The sequence below is a fragment of the Bacillus sp. mrc49 genome (assembly GCF_002803435.1).
Window position 1 is genome coordinate 72553 of the sequence record NZ_PHNG01000694.1, and the last position, 18213, is coordinate 90765.

Genomic DNA, 18213 nt, shown 5'->3' on the forward strand with positions numbered 1-18213 from the left:
TTGCATACGTCAAATGTTTTCTAGGGTTCCGCAGCTCGTCTATGGCTGGCCTGGTCCGAGAGAAAACTCACAGCTTGCTGTGTCACGGAAGGATAAAAGCCTGGGAGATACTGTTTAACAGTCATCTCTTGGGCTTTTTTGTTTTTTGGTAAAGAATAATGATATTGGAGGTGTTGGTGTCATGAATATCAACTGGATTAAAGTATTCATTGCAGCTTTTTTTGAGGTTTTTTGGGTGGTTGGCTTAAAACATGCGGATGGTTTTTGGACTTGGACCGGAACCGTCATTTCCATCATCATCAGTTTTTATTTGATGATCATGGCTGGACGGAAGCTTCCCGTCGGAACGGTATATGCCGTTTTTGTAGGGATGGGGACCGCCGGGACCGTTTTATCTGAAATCATCTTCTTTGGAGAATCATTCAAGTTAAGCAAAACGCTATTGATCCTCCTATTATTAGGAGGGGTAATCGGTTTAAAGGTAGTGACCGATGATAAAGCTGCAAAAGGGGAGGAATCATGATGGCTTGGATTTCTTTAATCTTAGCGGGTCTATGTGAAATGTTTGGTGTTGCGATGATCAATAAATTGCATAAAGACCGGAATTGGCAATCCTTGACGCTGTTATTCGCCGGATTCGGTGCAAGTTTCCTATTTCTTGCTTATGCCATGCAAACATTGCCGATGGGAACGGCCTATGCGATATGGACTGGAATCGGCGCATCAGGCGGAGCGATAATCGGGATGCTCCTATATGGTGAATCGAAAGATTGGCGGAGAATCGTGTTCATAGCGATGGTGCTATGTGCAGCTGTCGGCTTGAAACTCGTTTCCTAATTTAGAAAAAATGCCGCCCATTTGCAGGCGGCCTAACAGGAAGGGCTATGACGGTGGCTGAAACAGCTTCCCCCCTTCCTATATCATCAAAATTTCCCGAATGTCTTCTTCTGTAAGTGCGGATGATGACTTCTCTCCAGGGTCGATGATTTCCTCAATCAGATGCCTCTTCTTCTCTTGAAGCTCATTCATTTTCTCTTCGATGGTGCCCCGGGCAACGAGTTTGATGACTTGGACCACGTTTTCCTGCCCCATTCGGTGGGCCCTGTCGGCAGCCTGCTCCTCAACGGCCGGATTCCACCAAAGGTCATAAAGAATGACCGTGTCGGCACCGGTCAAATTGAGCCCAGTACCTCCAGCTTTCAGAGAAATGAGGAATATATCCCGTTCTCCCGCGTTAAATCGATTGCAGACATCCACACGTTCCTTCGCTGGTGTTTGTCCATCCAAATAGAAGTAGTCTAGTCCCTGCCTAGCTAAATCCCTGCCGATCATTTGAAGCATCTTGGTAAATTGCGAGAAAATCAGCACCCGTCTTCCTGAAAGCTTCGATTCCTCGATGATTTGCATCAGCTGTTCATACTTCGCTGAGCTGCCTGTATACCCGTCCACAAACAAGGCGGGGTGACAGCAAATCTGCCGCAGCCTGGTCAAGCCAGCGAGAATCCTGATCCGGTTTTTGCGGAAGGTATCCTTGTCGAGATGCTTGAGCGTGTCAGCTTTAAGCTTCGCCAAATAGGCACCGTATAGTTTCTTTTGATCTGGAAGCAGCTCCCTCGATTCGAGCGACTCGATTTTTTCCGGAAGCTCCCCAAGTACGTCCTCTTTCATCCTCCGCAGCAAAAAAGGCCGGATCCTCCGGGATATCTTCTTCCTGGAGAGGTTGCTATATTCCTTTAACCCCATGAACAGCTCGGGAAAGACAACATGAAATAGTGACCAGAGCTCTTCAAGCGAATTCTCGATCGGCGTGCCCGTCAGCGCAAAGCGATGTCCGGCCTTTATCTTCTTGGCCGCCCGGGCCGTTTGTGTCCCAGGGTTCTTGAACGCCTGTGCTTCATCAAAGAACACCGTATGGAAGTCCTGTTTCTCAAACCATAAAATATCCCTCCGCAGCAGCGGATACGAGGTGATCACGACATCCACGTCCATTGCTTCCCTTAATAGCTTTGTCCGCTCAAGCTTGTGGCCATCGACGATGACAGCTTGGATATCCGGAGCGAATTTTGTGAATTCAGCCAGCCAATTATAGGTTAAGGATGAGGGGCAGACAATGAGGGCCGGGAGCTTTTCCTTACGAATGTCGGGCAGCTCCGATACGATGAACGTAATGCTTTGCAGGGTTTTACCGAGTCCCATATCATCTGCAAGAATTCCTCCGAATCCGTATTCGGCAAGTATTTTCATCCATTTGTAGCCGTGTATTTGATAATCACGCAATATCGGCTCCAGGCTCATTGGCACTGGGAACTCCAATTTATCCGGATTCTTGATGTTTTCCAGGAACTTACGGAATGATTCCTCGATCGTGAATGTGCCGCTGTCGTTTACGGAATCCAGAAGCTGTAGCCCTGTTACGATTGGCATGTTCAGACTGCCTTCCAGATCTTGATCCTGTACGGGAAGTGCCTTCAGAAAACGTTGGATTTCCTCGAACTCCCTCGTCTCTAGGGAAAGCAGCGATCCATTCCTTAAGCGGTAATACTTCCGCTTTTCTTCAAGCGCTGCCAACACCTCACGTATTTGCTTATCGGGGATCGCGTCCATTTCAAATTTGAATTCCAGCCAATCCGTTCGTTCCTTCTTGATTTTCACCCTGATGCGCGGTGCCGAATTCCCCCGCGATATTCGGTTTCTTATCGCTGTCGTGGCATAGATCTGGACCAACTTTTGGAGTTTCGGGACGATATGGTATAAAAACTCGTACTCCAACTCTTCATTATGCAGGAAGTAACCACCGTCCGTCTTGGCGAATCGGCCATCCTCCATAAGCGTTAGTATTTCCGCCTCCTTTGTTGCATCTCTTATGAGCATCGCAGGTAATTTGGATTCATCCAAGGGGTTGATCACGATATTTTCATAATGGAATTCCAAACCGGCAAGCAGCCTGTTTTTCACTCGATCGAGGTATAGCTTGGCCACAAGCGGTGCCGCCATAAACCGTTCACTGATGGACCTTGCAATATGGACTTCCCCGAGCCTTTTCAAGCCCGGCACAACTTTGTCGAGGAATAATTCCAGTTGATCAGAATGGATGGGAATTCGATCCATCCCTGAATCTTCAAGCATTTGCTTCAAGTCAGATAGGCGTTGGCAATCCTCGGATACGAGCTGGACGAGACTTCCATCAAATAGAACCGTATTATATGCATCCATGACGATCATCTCATTCAAGCCTTTAACATCCAGTCGATATCCTTCACCCTCGCTTTGGTTAAAATGAAAACGCAAAGGAAGCGATTCGCCTGAAATCAGCAGACCTTGAAACGTTTTGCCGCCATGAGCCAGCTTCACCCACGGTACACTGGCAAAGAAAGGGAGGAGCCTGGTAAAGGAAGATGGAGAGAGAAGCAATAAGTGATCGTCCATCTTGTATTCCGATTCATCCGCTAGGGCGTCTGCATAGACTTTTTCATCCGATAGCACGGTAATGAGCTGCTGCAGGACTGCGTCCGTTTCACGCTGAAAACAATGAAGCTCAGGGTCATACAGAAATGACGGGGAGAGCAAGGCAGGTTCCCCTTCTTTTACTCGCTTCAGGAAATCCCGGACATCCACTACATGAACCTTACCGATTTCCAGTCCCATTCCCAGCATATATTGCCTTTTGCCCATCAATATTGGCTTCAGCGTAAACTCGGCTTCAAGCATCTGCCGGTTTTCGAAGTGGAGCTGATGGCCGCTTTTTCGTACAGTCTGGCTATTGAACAGCGTCAGTAACCCCTCGGACAGCCTTGACGCATCTACCTGGGCTGTGTCTGCCCCTTCAGGGACCGTTCCTTGGCGCTGATGATCGTAAACCGACAGCAGTACGGCTGCAATATGCTGGCAATCCTTTGCGAAGGAAGCGAGCGTAGGGCAGGTGCATGTCGATTTTAAGCCGCCGGCGGCATCCGCTGCAACGGAAACATGAAAGATTTCCTTTCCAACGACAATTGCTTCACAGCCATCGGGGCGGTAGCTTTCAAAAGTCACTTTATTCGTGCGCCGAAAGGCCTCCCCTCTTTTGAAGGAGACTGTCCCACACATGTCTTTTATGATTTTTTGATTTAATTTGATATCCAAAATGGCAGACCTCCTTGCTGAGGATTTCTATGTAACCATCCTATATGAAAGATAAACCCATTTCATCATCATACTATGAAATGGGTGAACGGGGTGGTAAAAAAGCAAAAAGACAAACCCCTCATTCAAACCAAGATTTGAAATGGAGTTCATCTATCATGCCATACTGGCTAGGTAAGCGTTCATTGCTGGCCTTTGGATTTGTTATCCTTCTCTTTTTTTCGATAAATGAAACTAAACAATAAGATGACAAGAAGCACCATGAACAGAATCAATTCCGCACGGTCCTTTACCAAAAATGGGTTGAAGGCATGCTTAATGGAATTATCCAAATCGAATCCTAATAGAATATCCATTCCTAATGAGAAGAGCACCAAGGGAACCAGCAACAATAGCGTAATACCGAAAAATTTCATTTGTTATCCACTCCACCTTCTAGCTCCGTAGTATGTTGCTGGTGCTTGGTTGTTTTCTTCCGATTCTTGAAAAAAGCAATGATCAGGAGCAGCAGCGGAATGATCACCTGAAACGGGAGGTGGATGTAGATCGGCACGGCCTCGAGACCTTCATGAATATGTTCCGAATAGCTGCTTGCTATCACGATCGATACCAGCAATATGACGATGCCGACCGGATAGGCAAGCCGCGATGATTGTTTTACATTGAACACATTGGCCGTTCCCATTACCGCTACATAGGTGAAAACAGTTATTTTGATGAATCCGCCAATCATCAGCTTCAACAAAAAATACACATCGAGCCGTTCCAAAAATCCAGCGACCTCGATTGATTGAATCAGCGTCAGCAGCGGATATTGGGAGCGTAATGTAAGGTCGACTCCCAGCACCGCAATATTCAATGCCATTGTGAAAGAAAGGAAGATCCCGCTTGCTGCCAAGCCAGCGACTCCAATTTTTATCAGTCGCTGAGGCTCGTTCAAATAAGGGAAAATCATTAAAAAGACAATGAGTTCGCCAAAAGGAAAGAAGATCGTTTTGGAAAAGGCCATCTTGCCCATCTCGAGGACACTGATTTCAAGAACAGGCTTGAGGTTGTTCATATGGATCATGCCTGAAACGATGATCAGAATAAAGAATGTAATGTAAAGCAAATTCTCGAGGACGAAGAATAGTTCCCCTGTCCTTGCCAGTACCTCTATTCCTTTACGGACGGTATATATCACAACTAAAATGAAGGCTGCATTGGCAAAAAATAACGGAACGTGCGGATAGGCAAAGGTAAGCAGTGTCTCACCGAAATCCCTCAAAACCCTTGCTGCAAGATACATGAAATAAAGGATATAAAGAAAAGCCACGATCTTTCCGAAAAAATTGCCCAATATGCTCCTTACAAATTCAGTCAGAATCTGATCTGGGTAGTAGCGGAACAGGGCATAATAAACGAAAAACAATAAAATGCCGCCGATTGTCGCAATGAGAATGACCAGCCAGGCACCTTGTTTGGCTTCACCTGCAAGAGGAACCAAAAGTGCACTTCCCATTTCAAACAAAAAAATAAGGACGAACAGCTGGTAGCCGCTGATTCTTGCCTTTTCCATGTGGTTGGCACTTCCTTTCCATTATTGATCACCCTTTTTAATATCCGATAGATACGGCTTATTCCGCAGTCCTGTGCGGCGGATGAAGGACTCCACCTGTATCTCCGCTTCCAGCTTGGGAAAAGTCACATCATCCCAATTCTTTTCATGCTTTTTCCAGTATTCAGGGTGGGACTCATGAATCAGTTCCCCAAAGCCAAAAATGTCCGATTTATTTTTTTGGGCTATTGCGATCGCATTCTCCATTTCCTTCTTTAAATCCCTCGCCAGCTCCTTTTCGATGTCTATTAGTTCGTGCGGACTCACAAGATTAAGCGGAACATTCACTTCGCGGATATCTCCTTCTGCACGGACCGTAATATACATTTTAGGTTTGCCGTTTTTCATTCTCGGCTCGATATTGGTTTTTTGGCGAAGCACTTGATAGGTGATTGCGCCTTTTTTGCCTCCCCAATCAATGTTAACATTCGTATTCACGATCCTATCCATCACCCACATCGTTCCGATTGCCTGTTTACCATCCAGCCAATCAACCAATTTGCCATCCTTAAAAACACCTATACCGACAGCATTTGGATTAGCCGCAATACTCGAGGATTGAGTATTCTCCATTTTATTCTCTTTACCGGTATTCCCCCTCACTGTAAATCCACTGATCAACGGCTCTTTACCGGAGCTGACGAGATTCTTGATCACCTCTTGCAAATTGACGTTAATGCTTCCGCCCTGCTGCTTTTCCGTCGATTCAATCGTTTTGATGACTTTTTCAGACGATAACTTATCGATCGCCGTCAGCGTTTCGACGATATCTTTTGCTTTTACACCACGGGCAATGACGAGCCTCGTGGTGGCCCGGAATTCCGGGGAGCGCTCGAAAGCATCCAAAATCGAATTGATTCCCATTTCTTTTGCGACATCCTCACCTATGACCACAAGGTTTGCATGGGCAAAATACATGTCACGCGATATTTTGGTTGAAGCGATACTGTCCAATTGAAGCACATTATCCCCAGTGGCCCTATAAATGGAGATGGGGGGGTTGGTTCCCCCTCCGCCCTGGAGTGACCCCGCCACATTGACGGGGTTAATGATTTGAAACGTTCCCACTAACTTTCCGTCTTTATTTTTATCGATTCCGACGGCAGAGACGATCGACATCTCGTTCAATTCGGTTTTATCCCAACAGCCGGAGGTGAAGGTTGTGCCGATCAACATCAAGAGCAGAACGAGTCTTTTACGATTCATTTCCATCACCTTTTCCCTCGTTAGATGTTTTCATTCCACGTGATTCAGGAGGCAGCGGTCTTTGATTATCGCCTTCCCGTTTCAGGTTATCTTTTGAGCTTATGAGTTTGGGTCTTTCCTTGAACGCCCACATCGGCCTTCTGAAGAATGTGTCACCCAATCCTTGCGGGTTCAACGGTGCCAGCGGTGACATATACGGGACACCGAATGAACGCAGGCTGCATAAGTGGACGATGAGGACGATAAAGGCTAAGATCATGCCATAGAATCCGATTACGCCGGCACAGATGATGAACGCAAAACGCACCAATCGGGCAGAAATGGCAATGGAATAGGAAGGCGTTGCAAAGCTGGCAATCGCCGTGATCGAGACGATGATGACCATCGCCGGAGATACAATGCCGGCCTGTACGGCCGCCTGCCCGATGACCAGGGCACCGACAATCGACATTGTCCCACCCACTGCTTTTGGCATCCGGAGGCTCGCTTCCCTCAGGATTTCAAAGGTTATCTCCATGAGAAGGGCTTCAATGACGGCAGGCAATGGCACCGTTTCCCTTTGCGCCGCGACGATGACGAGCAATTTCGTCGGGATCATTTCCTGATGGAATGTCGTGGCCGCCACATAGAGGGCAGGTCCCACGATCGATATGATAAATACGATGATCCGTAAAAAACGTGTAGCTGATGCAATGTCAAAGCGATTATAGTAGTCTTCGACAGATTGGAAAAATTGAACGAATAGGGCAGGAGCCACGAGGACGAATGGAGTGCCGTTAACGAATATTGCGACCCTTCCTTCCAACAGGTTCCCCGCGACCATATCTGGTCTTTCCGTATGATTCATGGTGGGAAATGGGGTCATGACCTGATCTTCTATCAATTGTTCAATATAACCCGATTCAAGAATGCTATCGATATTGATTCGCTGTAGGCGTTTCTTGACCTCCCCGACGATATCTTTTTTCGCAATTCCATTTATATACATGATTGAAACATCCGTTTTTGTCACCGTACCAATTTTCATCGATTCGATCCATAAATCCGGACTGTTGATGATGCGGCGCAACATGGCGATGTTCGTTTCTATCGATTCCGTAAAGCCCTCCCGCGATCCCCTGACGGTCAAATGGGTGCTTGGTTCTTGGATGGAGCGCCGGTCTCCCCCTTTCGTGCTGGCAACTAACGCTGTGTTTATCCCATCAACAAAAATGATGCTATCGCCTGATAATAACGCCAAAAACAGTTTTTCCCAGTCATTGACGGTCGCTACACCACCGAGGGAAACCACGTCTTCGGTGATTATGTCCAACGCTTTTTGCGGAAGTATTTTCTCTGCCAGATGAGGGTTCTTCATCATCGATTCAATTAAAAAATCCGTAACGCTAGGATTATCGATCAGACCCTGGACGTACACAATCGTCGTTCTTATTTCAGGGCTTTGGCTGATTTTCAACGTTCTGATAATGATATCCGGACTGTTTCCCGTTCTTTGCTTCACGATTTCCATATTGGCAGAAAGGGAGCTTTCGATATAATCAGCCGTTTTCGATTGTTTGTCCTCTTCCTTTTTCGTATCATGCTGCTTACCTTGTCTTTTTTGTTTGAAAAAAGAAACCATTGCGCCGACCCTCATTCCTTTTTCGTTTCATTCATTTTGTCCAAAGGGTATACCCTTTATTCTGTGTTCCTCCTTCTTCCTCAGTTCATTTCAACCAGAATCGAAGACAAAAGAAAAAGACCGCCAAATCGACAGTCTTTGAGGTTTATTCGGTTTTGTTGGAATTGGATGGCCCAATCATCCAATTATTACACTTTGCCTTTATTTCTCTTGAAAATCCAGACTATGAAAAGAATCAAAAGCAATGCCAATACGGCATACACGATGTTTGAATAAATGTCCATGTATCCGACGATATCTTCCCACGAAGCTCCAACAGCCGCCCCGACATTCACTAAAATGATGTTCCAAATTAACGTTCCGGATGTTGTATATAGCAGGAATAGCCAAAAGTTCATATGCGACATGCCTGCCGGCAGCGAGATCAAACTCCTGATCAACGGAACGAGCCTGCAGAAGAATACGGTCCATGCACCGTACTTTTCAAACCATGCGTTCGCCTTGTGGACGTCGGATACCGTTAACCGGAAAATATGCCCCCACCTTTCAACGAACCTTTCAATTATTTTCACATCAAGAATCGAACCAATCCAATAAAGGATGACCGCTCCAGCCACTGATCCAAAGGTCGACGCAATCACGACACCAAGGATCGTCATATTCGCTGTCGTTGTCATGAAACCACCAAACGTCAGAATGACCTCCGATGGGATGGGCGGAAAAATATTTTCCAACGCTATCAAAAGAAAGATGCCTATATAACCAAAATCATTCATGAATTCCGTAATCCAGTTTTCCATACCTAACGCCCCTAACTGTATTGAATCACCCAAAAGCTTGTTTCACCTACATTTGCTTATCGTTTTTGTCCCGCCTGCGGTCCTGATACCTTTGGAAGAACCAGATCGACGTCGCAATCCAAAAACCGCCTGCCAAATAACCCGCTATTATATCACTAGGATAGTGGACGCCCAAGTATATCCGACTTATCCCTATCGTGAGGATCATCGATGTGCTCATCACAATCAAGAGAATCCTTCCCCACTTAACCTTGATGTGCCGCCACAACAAAAAGGTGAGAATCCCGTATAATGACATGGCATTCATCGCATGCCCGCTCGGGAAGCTGTAGCCTCCTATTTCGATGAGGCGATGTAAATCGGGCCTTGTCCGTTGAAAGCAAAGCTTAACCATTGCATTGAGGATCGGAGACCCAGCCATGACGGCAATAAATAACACTAACTCCACACGATGCTTCAAACCCTTATATAGAAAAATTAAAATGAACAAGGATAGAACGATCATGGAACCGGTGGAACCTATGTATGTAAAGACCTTCATGATACCTGTAAGTACCGGCGACTCCCATCCCTGTATAAAGGAAATCACTTCACCGTCAAAATGCAAGTAATCATTGGCACTTACGGCAATGGCCATGAAGCTGAACCCGAGTAAGGCAAACACACTCACTATAAAGGCAATCGTCAATTGCAGCTTTAATTTCATAATAACATCCTTTCACTTTTTGATGCTCGCTTCTTCCTATCGACTTTCACCATTCTTCAGCTTTAAAAAATGACTCCAGCACGTCAATATGAGATACGCATGCCGAGATAGAAAACATTCTACTTTTCATACTACTCTATCCATCACAGGCACCTCAACTTAAGGGTACTTTAGATTAAAGGATTCGAACATTTTAGCATCTTTTCACCTCATTCGAAGCTAACCGACCACAAATTTCAGAAAGTGAATGAAGGCATTGCAGCGGAAAAAAGATTGTTATTCTTGATGAAATGAAAAAATCCCTTATGCAAGTCGATGCATAAGGGATTTGTGGTTTTTATCAAGTACGGTGCACCATAAGGGGCATGGACGTCAGCGTTTGTCCGGTCGCTGAATCGGTGAGGTGATCCTCCAATCGAAAGGATGTCACCGGTTCAATCTTGTTGAACTTTTTCAAGAATGTGGTAAGGGCGATTTTTGCTTCCAAGCGGGCAAGCGGAGCTCCTAAGCAGAAATGCGGCCCGTTTCCGAAAGCTAGATGCTTCTTATTATTGGGACGGTGGATATTCAGGGTGAATGCGTCCTCAAACATGTCTTCATCCATATTTGCCGCGCTCATCCACGCTACCACAGTATCGCCTTTTTTCAGTTTCACTCCCAATAAATCATTATCTACTGATACCATGCGATCCAATTTAGTCAGATTGAATCGGTAGCGAAGCATTTCCTCAACCGCTTGCGGGACCAGGTCCAGATTTTCATGCAATTCCTGATAGACCGTATCGTCATCATATAGCAGGGAATAAAAGCTGTTGGCCAGTAAATGACTGGTCGTCTCGACCCCTGCCCCTAAAATCAGCATGGTGGTGCGCACCACTTCATCATCGGTAAACATTTCACCGTCGACTTCCGCCTGCAAAAGATCGGAGATGATATCATCTGCCGGGTTCGATCGTTTTTGTACAACGATGGGATATAGATACTCATAATATTCTCTTGCGGCAACTATCTTCTTTTCATTCACTTCATCTTTCGTTTTTTTATCAAAAGGGAGGAATAATATATCGACCCATTCTTTGAATAAAAGACGGTCTTTTGAGGGAACGCCCATCAAATCGGACATGACGATGATCGGGAGCGGGCTCGCCAATGATGAGACAATATCGATTTCCGATTTTCCCTCCATTTGCTCAATCAATTCATCTGCAATTTCTTGAATCCGAGGTTCCCAGTTTTTGAGGCTTCTAGGCGTGAATGCAGCGGCCAATAGGGAACGGCGTTTTCGATGATCAGGCGGATCGGCTTCAGTAAGTTTGATCTTATCGGGCACCGAGCCTTCCTTGCTGTCGGCTCCAACCGATATCGTGGTACGCTTCCTCTCACTTGAAAAATGCTTATAATCACTTAGTACAAGCTTAACATGCTCGTATTTAAAAACATTCCATGTATTTGTTCCTTCATGATAGCTTACAGGATCATTTTCCAGCTTCTCTCTACACCATGCATACGGACTGAATTCCTCCGCTCGGGTTTTAAACTGCGTAATTTCTTTTACTGCAATAATTTCTTTCATGATACCGACTCCTCCCACTTTTTAAAAGATACCTAACAAAAGGATGGAATGTTCAACATTCGCTTACTTCGTTGATTCGTTATAGTGTCGAGCATCCCTGATAGACCATTAACAGTCCCCTTACATCTTCACCCATTCCAGTATAAGGTAAATAAAGCCCACAAACCATGCATCGTCCAGACTAACTCCTGACATGAAATTCACTCTCATCGCCATGTATAATTGCTTATTTTTTACATTACCCTTTCTTTTTCCATTTCTTTATGTCTCTCAAAGGTTCCGATAAAGACCCCAACTTCACGAACAGAACCTTCCTGTAAATTATTTCAAAATATCTTAATAGCCGCAACATTGCAGTAAATGAAGAGGTCAGAATTCAAGAGCTCCAAAACGATGGACATCGGTCGAATTATCTCCATTACGGACGAATTATTTGCCAAGTAGGTCGGATTATTTGCCTGAACGGCCGGATTACATGCCAAGTAGGACGAATTATGTACCACATCGGACGGATTATCTCCTTTAAGGACAAATATCGATACCTAAAAAAAAAGACAAACCCGCCTTGATGGAGTTTGTCTACACTCTGACCACTGCATCATGCAGCCGTCAATCAGTACTCTTCCTTAGCTGCCGATGCAAATCATCCAGCTTCTTTTCCATGATATCCAGTCTCGTTTTCCTGCGCTTCATGGATCGAAAAAAAGATATGGCACCAACAATGATCAAAATGAAAAAGGCAAGGAAAAACAATTGATATATGATATCCGCAATATTATAACTACTCACTATGTAATCCCCCTAAATGGCAAACTCTCCATTCCATTATACATCAGTTGAAATGACAGTTTATCCTTTTTAAGGGAGATACCGCATGAAACGCAACTTTTTCTTTGCTGAACCTTCTCATACTGCAGGAATCCTTGGGAAAAGACACAAAAAAACCGATAGCGATTTCGCCATCGGTCACAGTCTTATGAATCGATTTGCTGCTCGTCTTCCTGCGGGACGATTAGTTCATTATAAAATGCTGCCAGTGTTGTCCCGATATAAGGAATCAGCCATAATAAACCAATTCCCACGGTAAAGATGCAAAGGAATCCCCAGCCTATGAAACTCAGGTTCATGAGGAAGTATTTCCATTTCAATCCATTCATCCTTTTTCTGCTCTCTGTAATGGCCTCCAGTATTGTATATTGCGGATGGTCCTTCAATAAGAAAAACAGTTGAGAATAGGCGATGCTTTTGATGATACCCGGAATGATTAATAATAATGTCCATAAGAATAGGAAAATAGCTTGTAAAATTGAACCGCCAATCAGCTTCATCGAGGTTTTTCCATCTTTATAAATAGCGAATACTTCGGTGATTTCAGGGTTTCCTTTCCTGACTAGGTCCAGGTAGAACCAAGTGGTCGCTATCGTCAGCGGTATTAAGACGATAGACAGTATCGTTCCGAAGATATCCGACCATAACGGCGATCCTTCTTGCTCGAACCATTGTGCGAAGCCCCCGCTTCCGATCACTTCGACAATGAAAGGAAAAACGACATTGATCAAGGACAAGAGCAGCATGAGTGAAACGGCTATTCCCCATTTACCTTTTAACGATTCAAGACCTTTCTTTTTTAACTCGGATATTCTCATCCTTTAATTGATCTCCCCTTTTTTTAAACGGCAGAATCACTGAAATCATTTGATATTCAGTAAAAAAAGCCATTCATTTGTTTATTACTCGTTTAGAGTTTAACATATTCCAACCATATGTGGGTATAAATTCCCACATTAAAAAAGAACCATTCGAAGGGTCGGCCCCCTCCCTAACAGTCTATGAATGGGTAAATAAGTATATGCCTTTGAGCGTTACCATTCCATGAAGAAAAACCCTCGCCAGGCAGCGAAGACTTTCATATAATCCGCGGCTTGAAAAAGATAAAAAAAGAGCATCCCAAAAGCAGAAACGCCTCCGCTTTTGGAACACCCTCTTATTCATCTTCAATCAGAGCCAGTTATAATAAAATCGTCTTGGAGCAAAGCTAAAGGAAGCTTTCTATTTATAGGATCCCCTGCCGTGACATTAATTTCAGTAATGTGACCACTCGCACCTATTGAAACATCGATCAATTTCCCATCTTCCGTCTTCACTAGAAAGAGCCTCTCCCATTCATAAACATAGGAATTCTTTTGAACGTAAACCTGTTCGACAGTCCCGTTCTGAGCACATTCAATTGCATGAATCGGTTTTAGCACGGAATCACTCCTCCACTCTTCATTATTTGGCCAAAGCTTATACCCAGCCGCGGAATATCGAGGCTTCTGCCATTTTCCTGACTCCCACCATGTAAGCCGCCAACCTCATATTCACTTTCCTTGTCTCGGACATCTCATACACTTGGTTGAATGAGTTGACCAATAGATCTTTTAATTTTCTTTGGACTTCTTCATCTTCCCAATAGTACCCTTGATTATTTTGTACCCATTCAAAGTAAGAAACCGTCACACCGCCTGAACTTGCCAATACATCCGGCACGAGAAGCACATTGCGTTCCGTCAAGATCTTGGTTGCCTCCAAAGTGGTTGGTCCATTCGCTGCCTCCACGACAATTTGGGCTTTGATAAGATGGGCATTTTCCTTGGTGATCTGGTTGGAAATGGCGGCAGGCACTAAAATATCACAATCTTGCTCGAGAAGCTCTTGATTGGTGATCTTATTTTCGAATAGTGTCGTAACCGTTCCAAAGCTGTCCCTTTTATCAAGTAGGTAATTGATATCCAGGCCATCCGGATTATATATCGCCCCGTATGCATCTGAAATGCCAATCACCTTCGCGCCTGCATCATGCATGAATTTGGCTAAAAAGCTTCCAGCATTCCCGAACCCTTGGACGATGATCCGTGCACCCTTCAGTTCAATGCCCTTACGTTTGGCCGCTTCTTCGATACAAATCGTGACACCCTGCGCCGTGGCCTTTTCCCTTCCATGTGAACCACCAAGGACTAGGGGCTTGCCGGTAATGAACCCAGGAGAATCGTGTTCTCTTATTCTACTGTATTCATCCATCATCCATGCCATGATTTGTGAATTCGTATAAACATCCGGGGCCGGGATATCTTTCGTCGGCCCGACTATCTGACTGATCGCCCGGACATACCCGCGGCTAAGCCTTTCCAATTCACCTATCGACATTTGGCGCGGATCACAGATGATGCCGCCTTTTCCTCCGCCATAAGGCAGATTCACAATGCCGCATTTCAAGCTCATCCACATGGAAAGCGCCTTGACTTCCTCCTCATCGACTTCGGGATGGAACCGGATTCCGCCCTTTGTCGGCCCGACTGCATCATTATGCTGCGCCCGATATCCGGTGAATATCTTCGTCGTATTGTCATCCATCTTAATTGGGATGCGGACGGTCAGCATACGAAGAGGTTCCTTCAAAAGCTCGAACACTTCTTCGGAGTAGCCAAGCTTGCCGAGCGCCTCCTTGATTACGACCTGTGTTGATTCTAGCAAGCTGGCAGTTTCTTTTTCTTCTTTGATCGATGTACTCAATGGATTCACCTCATAGGGATAGTAATTAGGATAAAACTTTATTGATGCGTTCGATTGCCCAGTCCAGATCTTCTTTCGTGATTACAAGCGGCGGTGCAAAACGGATGACTGTATCATGCGTTTCTTTACAAAGTAACTTTTCTTCTTTAAGCTGCTCGCAATAAGGTCTTGCCGCTTCCGTTAATTCCACTCCGATGAATAAGCCTCTGCCGCGGATATCTTTAATCATAGGATTCTTGATTTCTTTCAAGCGATCCATAAAGTATTGGCCAAGCTCCAACGAACGTTCCGCAAGCTTCTCTTCCTCGAGGACTTCCAATGAAGCGATGGAAACCGCACATGCCAACGGATTGCCGCCGAATGTAGAACCATGTGAACCAGGATTGAATACACCAAGGATTTCACGGTTTGCAGCTACGCAAGAGATCGGGAAAACCCCGCCGCCTAGTGCCTTGCCTAAAATGTACATATCCGGAACGACTCCATCCCAGTCAGAGGCGAACATTTTTCCTGAACGGCCAAGTCCTGATTGAATTTCATCAGAAACGAATAAAACATTATTTTCTTTACATAAGTCATAAGCTTCTTTCAGGAACCCTTGAGGCGGGATGATGATTCCTGCTTCACCTTGGATCGGTTCGATTAGGAATCCAGCCGTTTGCGGTGTAATCGCTTCTTTCAATGCATCAAGGTCACCGTAAGGGATAAGCTTGACCCCTGGAAGCATCGGTCCGAAGCCCCTTCTATATTCCTCATCGGAAGATAAGGACACGGCAGCCATCGTCCGGCCATGGAAGTTCCCGATGCAAGCAATGATTTCAGCTTGGTTTTCTGCGATTCCCTTAACATCATAGCCCCAGCGTCTAACCGCTTTGATGGCTGTTTCAACGGCTTCAGCACCCGTATTCATCGGCAGTGCCATGTCTTTTTGCGTAAGGCGCGAAACCATTTCATACCACGGTCCCAATTTATCACTGTGGAAGGCACGGGACGTCAATGTTACGCGATCCGCTTGTTTTTTTAGTTCGTCGATGATTTTCGGATGCCTGTGGCCTTGGTTCACAGCTGAATAGGCACTAAGCATATCCATATATTTGTTGCCCTCAGGATCCTCCACCCAAACTCCTTCTGCCTTCGAAATGACGATCGGAAGTGGATTATAATTGTTTGCACCATATTGTTCTGTTTGCTCGATTAATTTTTCAGTAATTGTTGTCATGATGATTCCCCCTAAAATTTATAGCGTTTCAGATGTTGTTTTTCCTTGAAGATGAAGAACTAAATAATCAGGACCGCCCGCTTTGGAATCCGTTCCTGACATATTGAAGCCGCCAAATGGCTGGTATCCAACGATGGCTCCCGTACAGCCGCGATTGAAGTACAAGTTACCTACGTGGAAATCCTCACGCGCCTGTTCGATATGTTCAATATTGTTCGTGATGACCGCGCCCGTTAAGCCATAATCCGTGTTATTGGCGATCTCGATGGCATGATTGAAGTCTTTTGCCTTACAGAAGGCTACAACCGGTCCGAAAATCTCTTCTTTCATGACACGTGCATTCTCATCCACATCGGCAATGATCGTTGGCTGAATGAAGAAACCTTTTGAATTGTCTCCTTCTCCGCCTGCCACAACTTTTCCTTCTTTTTTACCGATTTCGACGTAGCTCATGACTTTATCAAAAGCGGCTTGATCGATGACCGGGCCCATGAAGTTGTTTACATCCGTTGGCTCCCCGACTGTTTTCTCTTTCGTTAATTCAATGACACGATTCAAGACTTGGTCATATACTTCTTCCACTACGACGGTACGTGAACAAGCCGAACATTTCTGGCCGGAGAATCCGAATGCAGACGCGACGATCGATTGTGCCGCCAATTCAAGATCGGCCTCTTTATCAACGACGATCGTATCTTTACCGCCCATTTCAGCAATGACACGTTTCAACCAGATTTGGCCTTCATGAACTTTTGCCGCACGCTCATAAATACGGATACCGACATCACGTGAACCGGTAAAGCTGATGAAACGTGTACGAGGGTGATCCACTAAATAATCGCCCACCTCGGCACCGCTTCCTGGAATGAAGTTCACGACTCCTGCAGGCAAGCCCGCTTCTTCCAACACCTCGATGAATTTAGCTGCAATGACCGGCGTTGTACTCGCTGGTTTCAATAGAACCGTATTACCTGAAACAAGAGCCGCCGTCGTCATGCCTGCCATGATCGCAAACGGGAAATTCCAAGGTGAGATGATGACACCGACACCAAGTGGAACATAACTGAATGCATTGTGCTCAATCGGACGGCTTTCCACTGGCATGCCGTCTTTAAGCTTCAGCATTTGACGTGCATAGTATTCCATGAAGTCGATTGCTTCCGCTGTATCTGCATCCGCTTCATTCCAAGGCTTTCCTGCTTCTTTAACCAATAGCGCCGAGAAATAATGTTTTCTTCTGCGAACGATGGCTGCAGCCCTGAATAAAATATTGGCACGGACTTCCGCTTTCGTTTTTCTCCAGGTTTGGAATGTCTTATCTGCCGCTTGCATGGCTTGCTCGGCCAAATCCTTATTCGCTTTGGAAACTTCTCCGATAACTTCTTCTTTATTTGCCGGGTTTACAGAGGTAATGACTTCATCAGTAAACACTTTTTCACCATTAATGATTAGCGGGTATTTCTTCCCTAACTCATTAGCTACTTCATTCAATGCCACTTGAAAAGCTTTATCGTTTTCTTCGAGTTTAAAATTAGTAAATGGTTCGTGTTTATATGGTTGGACCATTATGGCTCATCTCCCTAAAGTTAATTTATATTTTTACTTCTCGCTTATTAAACAAGCAATTTCCGTGCCAACTTTTCATTTTATTTAAAAAAATTAATATTTTGCATGAAATTTGCCATGAAAAGCAGTATGTTCGGGGCAAAATCGTCATAGATGCCATTATTTTTTGCTCTAATTCGTATTTTGCACATTCAACCGCAACACTTTTACTAGATGCAATTTTCGTGCCAAACTGATTCATCATGAAAAAG

General features: G+C 45.1%; 17 protein-coding genes and 1 riboswitch. Of the genes, 2 read left to right on the forward strand and 15 right to left on the reverse strand.

From position 1 onward, the window contains the following. The first annotated feature begins 9 nt into the window (after positions 1-9). Positions 10-109, forward strand: a riboswitch (guanidine-I (ykkC/yxkD leader). A 72-nt stretch (positions 110-181) separates the two neighbouring features. Together CVN76_RS15315 and CVN76_RS15320 are read left to right on the forward strand one after the other, a co-directional pair. Beyond that, positions 182-523 (forward strand): DMT family transporter, encoded by a 342-nt coding sequence (locus tag CVN76_RS15315; protein ID WP_100531992.1) that lies wholly within the window; start codon positions 182-184, stop codon positions 521-523. Beyond that, positions 523-837 carry a DMT family transporter gene (locus CVN76_RS15320; protein WP_061142954.1) on the forward strand — a complete coding sequence of 105 codons (315 nt, stop codon included), beginning with the start codon at positions 523-525 and terminating at the stop codon, positions 835-837. The genes CVN76_RS15315 and CVN76_RS15320 overlap by 1 nt, the downstream gene beginning before the upstream one ends. 78 nt (positions 838-915) lie before the next feature. Here the strand turns inward: CVN76_RS15320 and CVN76_RS15325 are convergent, their stop codons facing one another. The 15 genes from CVN76_RS15325 to CVN76_RS31810 all read right to left on the reverse strand — a co-directional run. Beyond that, the gene (locus tag CVN76_RS15325) at positions 916-4122 is read right to left on the reverse strand and encodes a DEAD/DEAH box helicase (protein WP_100531993.1); all 3207 of its coding nucleotides are present in this window, start codon (positions 4120-4122) and stop codon (positions 916-918) included. A gap of 182 nt (positions 4123-4304) precedes the next feature. Then, on the reverse strand, positions 4305-4538 hold the full coding sequence (locus CVN76_RS15330) for a hypothetical protein (RefSeq protein ID WP_100531994.1): 234 nt from the start codon (positions 4536-4538) through the stop codon (positions 4305-4307). Next, positions 4535-5680, reverse strand: coding sequence for a GerAB/ArcD/ProY family transporter (locus CVN76_RS15335; RefSeq protein WP_100531995.1), 1146 nt, complete (start codon positions 5678-5680; stop codon positions 4535-4537). The genes CVN76_RS15330 and CVN76_RS15335 overlap by 4 nt, the downstream gene beginning before the upstream one ends. A 21-nt stretch (positions 5681-5701) precedes the next feature. Next, a complete protein-coding gene (locus tag CVN76_RS15340) occupies positions 5702-6925 on the reverse strand; it encodes a Ger(x)C family spore germination protein (protein WP_100532008.1) in 1224 nt (407 codons plus the stop codon). After that, positions 6915-8546, reverse strand: coding sequence for a spore germination protein (locus tag CVN76_RS15345; protein WP_100531996.1), 1632 nt, complete (start codon positions 8544-8546; stop codon positions 6915-6917). Before CVN76_RS15345 ends, CVN76_RS15340 begins: the two co-directional genes overlap by 11 nt. 188 nt (positions 8547-8734) lie before the next feature. Further along, a complete protein-coding gene (locus tag CVN76_RS15350; RefSeq protein ID WP_100531997.1) occupies positions 8735-9346 on the reverse strand; it encodes a DedA family protein in 612 nt (203 codons plus the stop codon). A 46-nt stretch (positions 9347-9392) separates the two neighbouring features. Continuing rightward, complete coding sequence (locus tag CVN76_RS15355; protein ID WP_100531998.1) at positions 9393-10052, reverse strand: phosphatase PAP2 family protein; 660 nt, start codon at positions 10050-10052, stop codon at positions 9393-9395. Positions 10053-10392: 340 nt separating this feature from the next. Then, positions 10393-11628: a cytochrome P450 gene (locus CVN76_RS15360; RefSeq protein WP_100532009.1), complete on the reverse strand. Its 1236-nt coding sequence runs from the start codon at positions 11626-11628 to the stop codon at positions 10393-10395. 606 nt (positions 11629-12234) lie between these two features. Further along, a complete protein-coding gene (locus tag CVN76_RS15365; protein WP_061143429.1) occupies positions 12235-12414 on the reverse strand; it encodes a hypothetical protein in 180 nt (59 codons plus the stop codon). A gap of 185 nt (positions 12415-12599) precedes the next feature. Next, positions 12600-13271: a DUF975 family protein gene (locus CVN76_RS15370; protein WP_100531999.1), complete on the reverse strand. Its 672-nt coding sequence runs from the start codon at positions 13269-13271 to the stop codon at positions 12600-12602. A gap of 348 nt (positions 13272-13619) precedes the next feature. After that, a complete protein-coding gene (locus CVN76_RS15375; RefSeq protein WP_100532000.1) occupies positions 13620-13874 on the reverse strand; it encodes a hypothetical protein in 255 nt (84 codons plus the stop codon). A 37-nt stretch (positions 13875-13911) separates the two neighbouring features. Next, complete coding sequence (locus CVN76_RS15380; RefSeq protein ID WP_061143432.1) at positions 13912-15186, reverse strand: Glu/Leu/Phe/Val family dehydrogenase; 1275 nt, start codon at positions 15184-15186, stop codon at positions 13912-13914. Between the two features lie 16 nt (positions 15187-15202). After that, positions 15203-16396, reverse strand: coding sequence for an ornithine--oxo-acid transaminase (locus tag CVN76_RS15385; RefSeq protein WP_100532001.1), 1194 nt, complete (start codon positions 16394-16396; stop codon positions 15203-15205). Positions 16397-16414: 18 nt separating this feature from the next. Beyond that, a complete protein-coding gene (gene pruA, locus CVN76_RS15390) occupies positions 16415-17962 on the reverse strand; it encodes an L-glutamate gamma-semialdehyde dehydrogenase (RefSeq protein WP_100532002.1) in 1548 nt (515 codons plus the stop codon). Positions 17963-17987: 25 nt separating this feature from the next. After that, on the reverse strand, positions 17988-18213 hold a 226-nt coding region (locus CVN76_RS31810; protein ID WP_232732253.1), incomplete at its 5' end, for a hypothetical protein.

What these genes read in the sequence shown, in the direction of transcription:
- CVN76_RS15340 (WP_100532008.1), bottom strand. Translation starts at nt 6,925, where the DNA reads ATGAATCGTAAAAGACTCGTTCTGCTCTTGATGTTGATCGGCACAACC.
- CVN76_RS15350 (WP_100531997.1), bottom strand. Translation starts at nt 9,346, where the DNA reads ATGGAAAACTGGATTACGGAATTCATGAATGATTTTGGTTATATAGGC.
- CVN76_RS15345 (WP_100531996.1), bottom strand. Translation starts at nt 8,546, where the DNA reads ATGGTTTCTTTTTTCAAACAAAAAAGACAAGGTAAGCAGCATGATACG.
- CVN76_RS15385 (WP_100532001.1), bottom strand. Translation starts at nt 16,396, where the DNA reads ATGACAACAATTACTGAAAAATTAATCGAGCAAACAGAACAATATGGT.
- CVN76_RS15315 (WP_100531992.1), top strand. Translation starts at nt 182, where the DNA reads ATGAATATCAACTGGATTAAAGTATTCATTGCAGCTTTTTTTGAGGTT.
- CVN76_RS15370 (WP_100531999.1), bottom strand. Translation starts at nt 13,271, where the DNA reads ATGAGAATATCCGAGTTAAAAAAGAAAGGTCTTGAATCGTTAAAAGGT.
- CVN76_RS15355 (WP_100531998.1), bottom strand. Translation starts at nt 10,052, where the DNA reads ATGAAATTAAAGCTGCAATTGACGATTGCCTTTATAGTGAGTGTGTTT.
- CVN76_RS15330 (WP_100531994.1), bottom strand. Translation starts at nt 4,538, where the DNA reads ATGAAATTTTTCGGTATTACGCTATTGTTGCTGGTTCCCTTGGTGCTC.
- CVN76_RS15320 (WP_061142954.1), top strand. Translation starts at nt 523, where the DNA reads ATGGCTTGGATTTCTTTAATCTTAGCGGGTCTATGTGAAATGTTTGGT.
- CVN76_RS15335 (WP_100531995.1), bottom strand. Translation starts at nt 5,680, where the DNA reads ATGGAAAAGGCAAGAATCAGCGGCTACCAGCTGTTCGTCCTTATTTTT.
- pruA (WP_100532002.1), bottom strand. Translation starts at nt 17,962, where the DNA reads ATGGTCCAACCATATAAACACGAACCATTTACTAATTTTAAACTCGAA.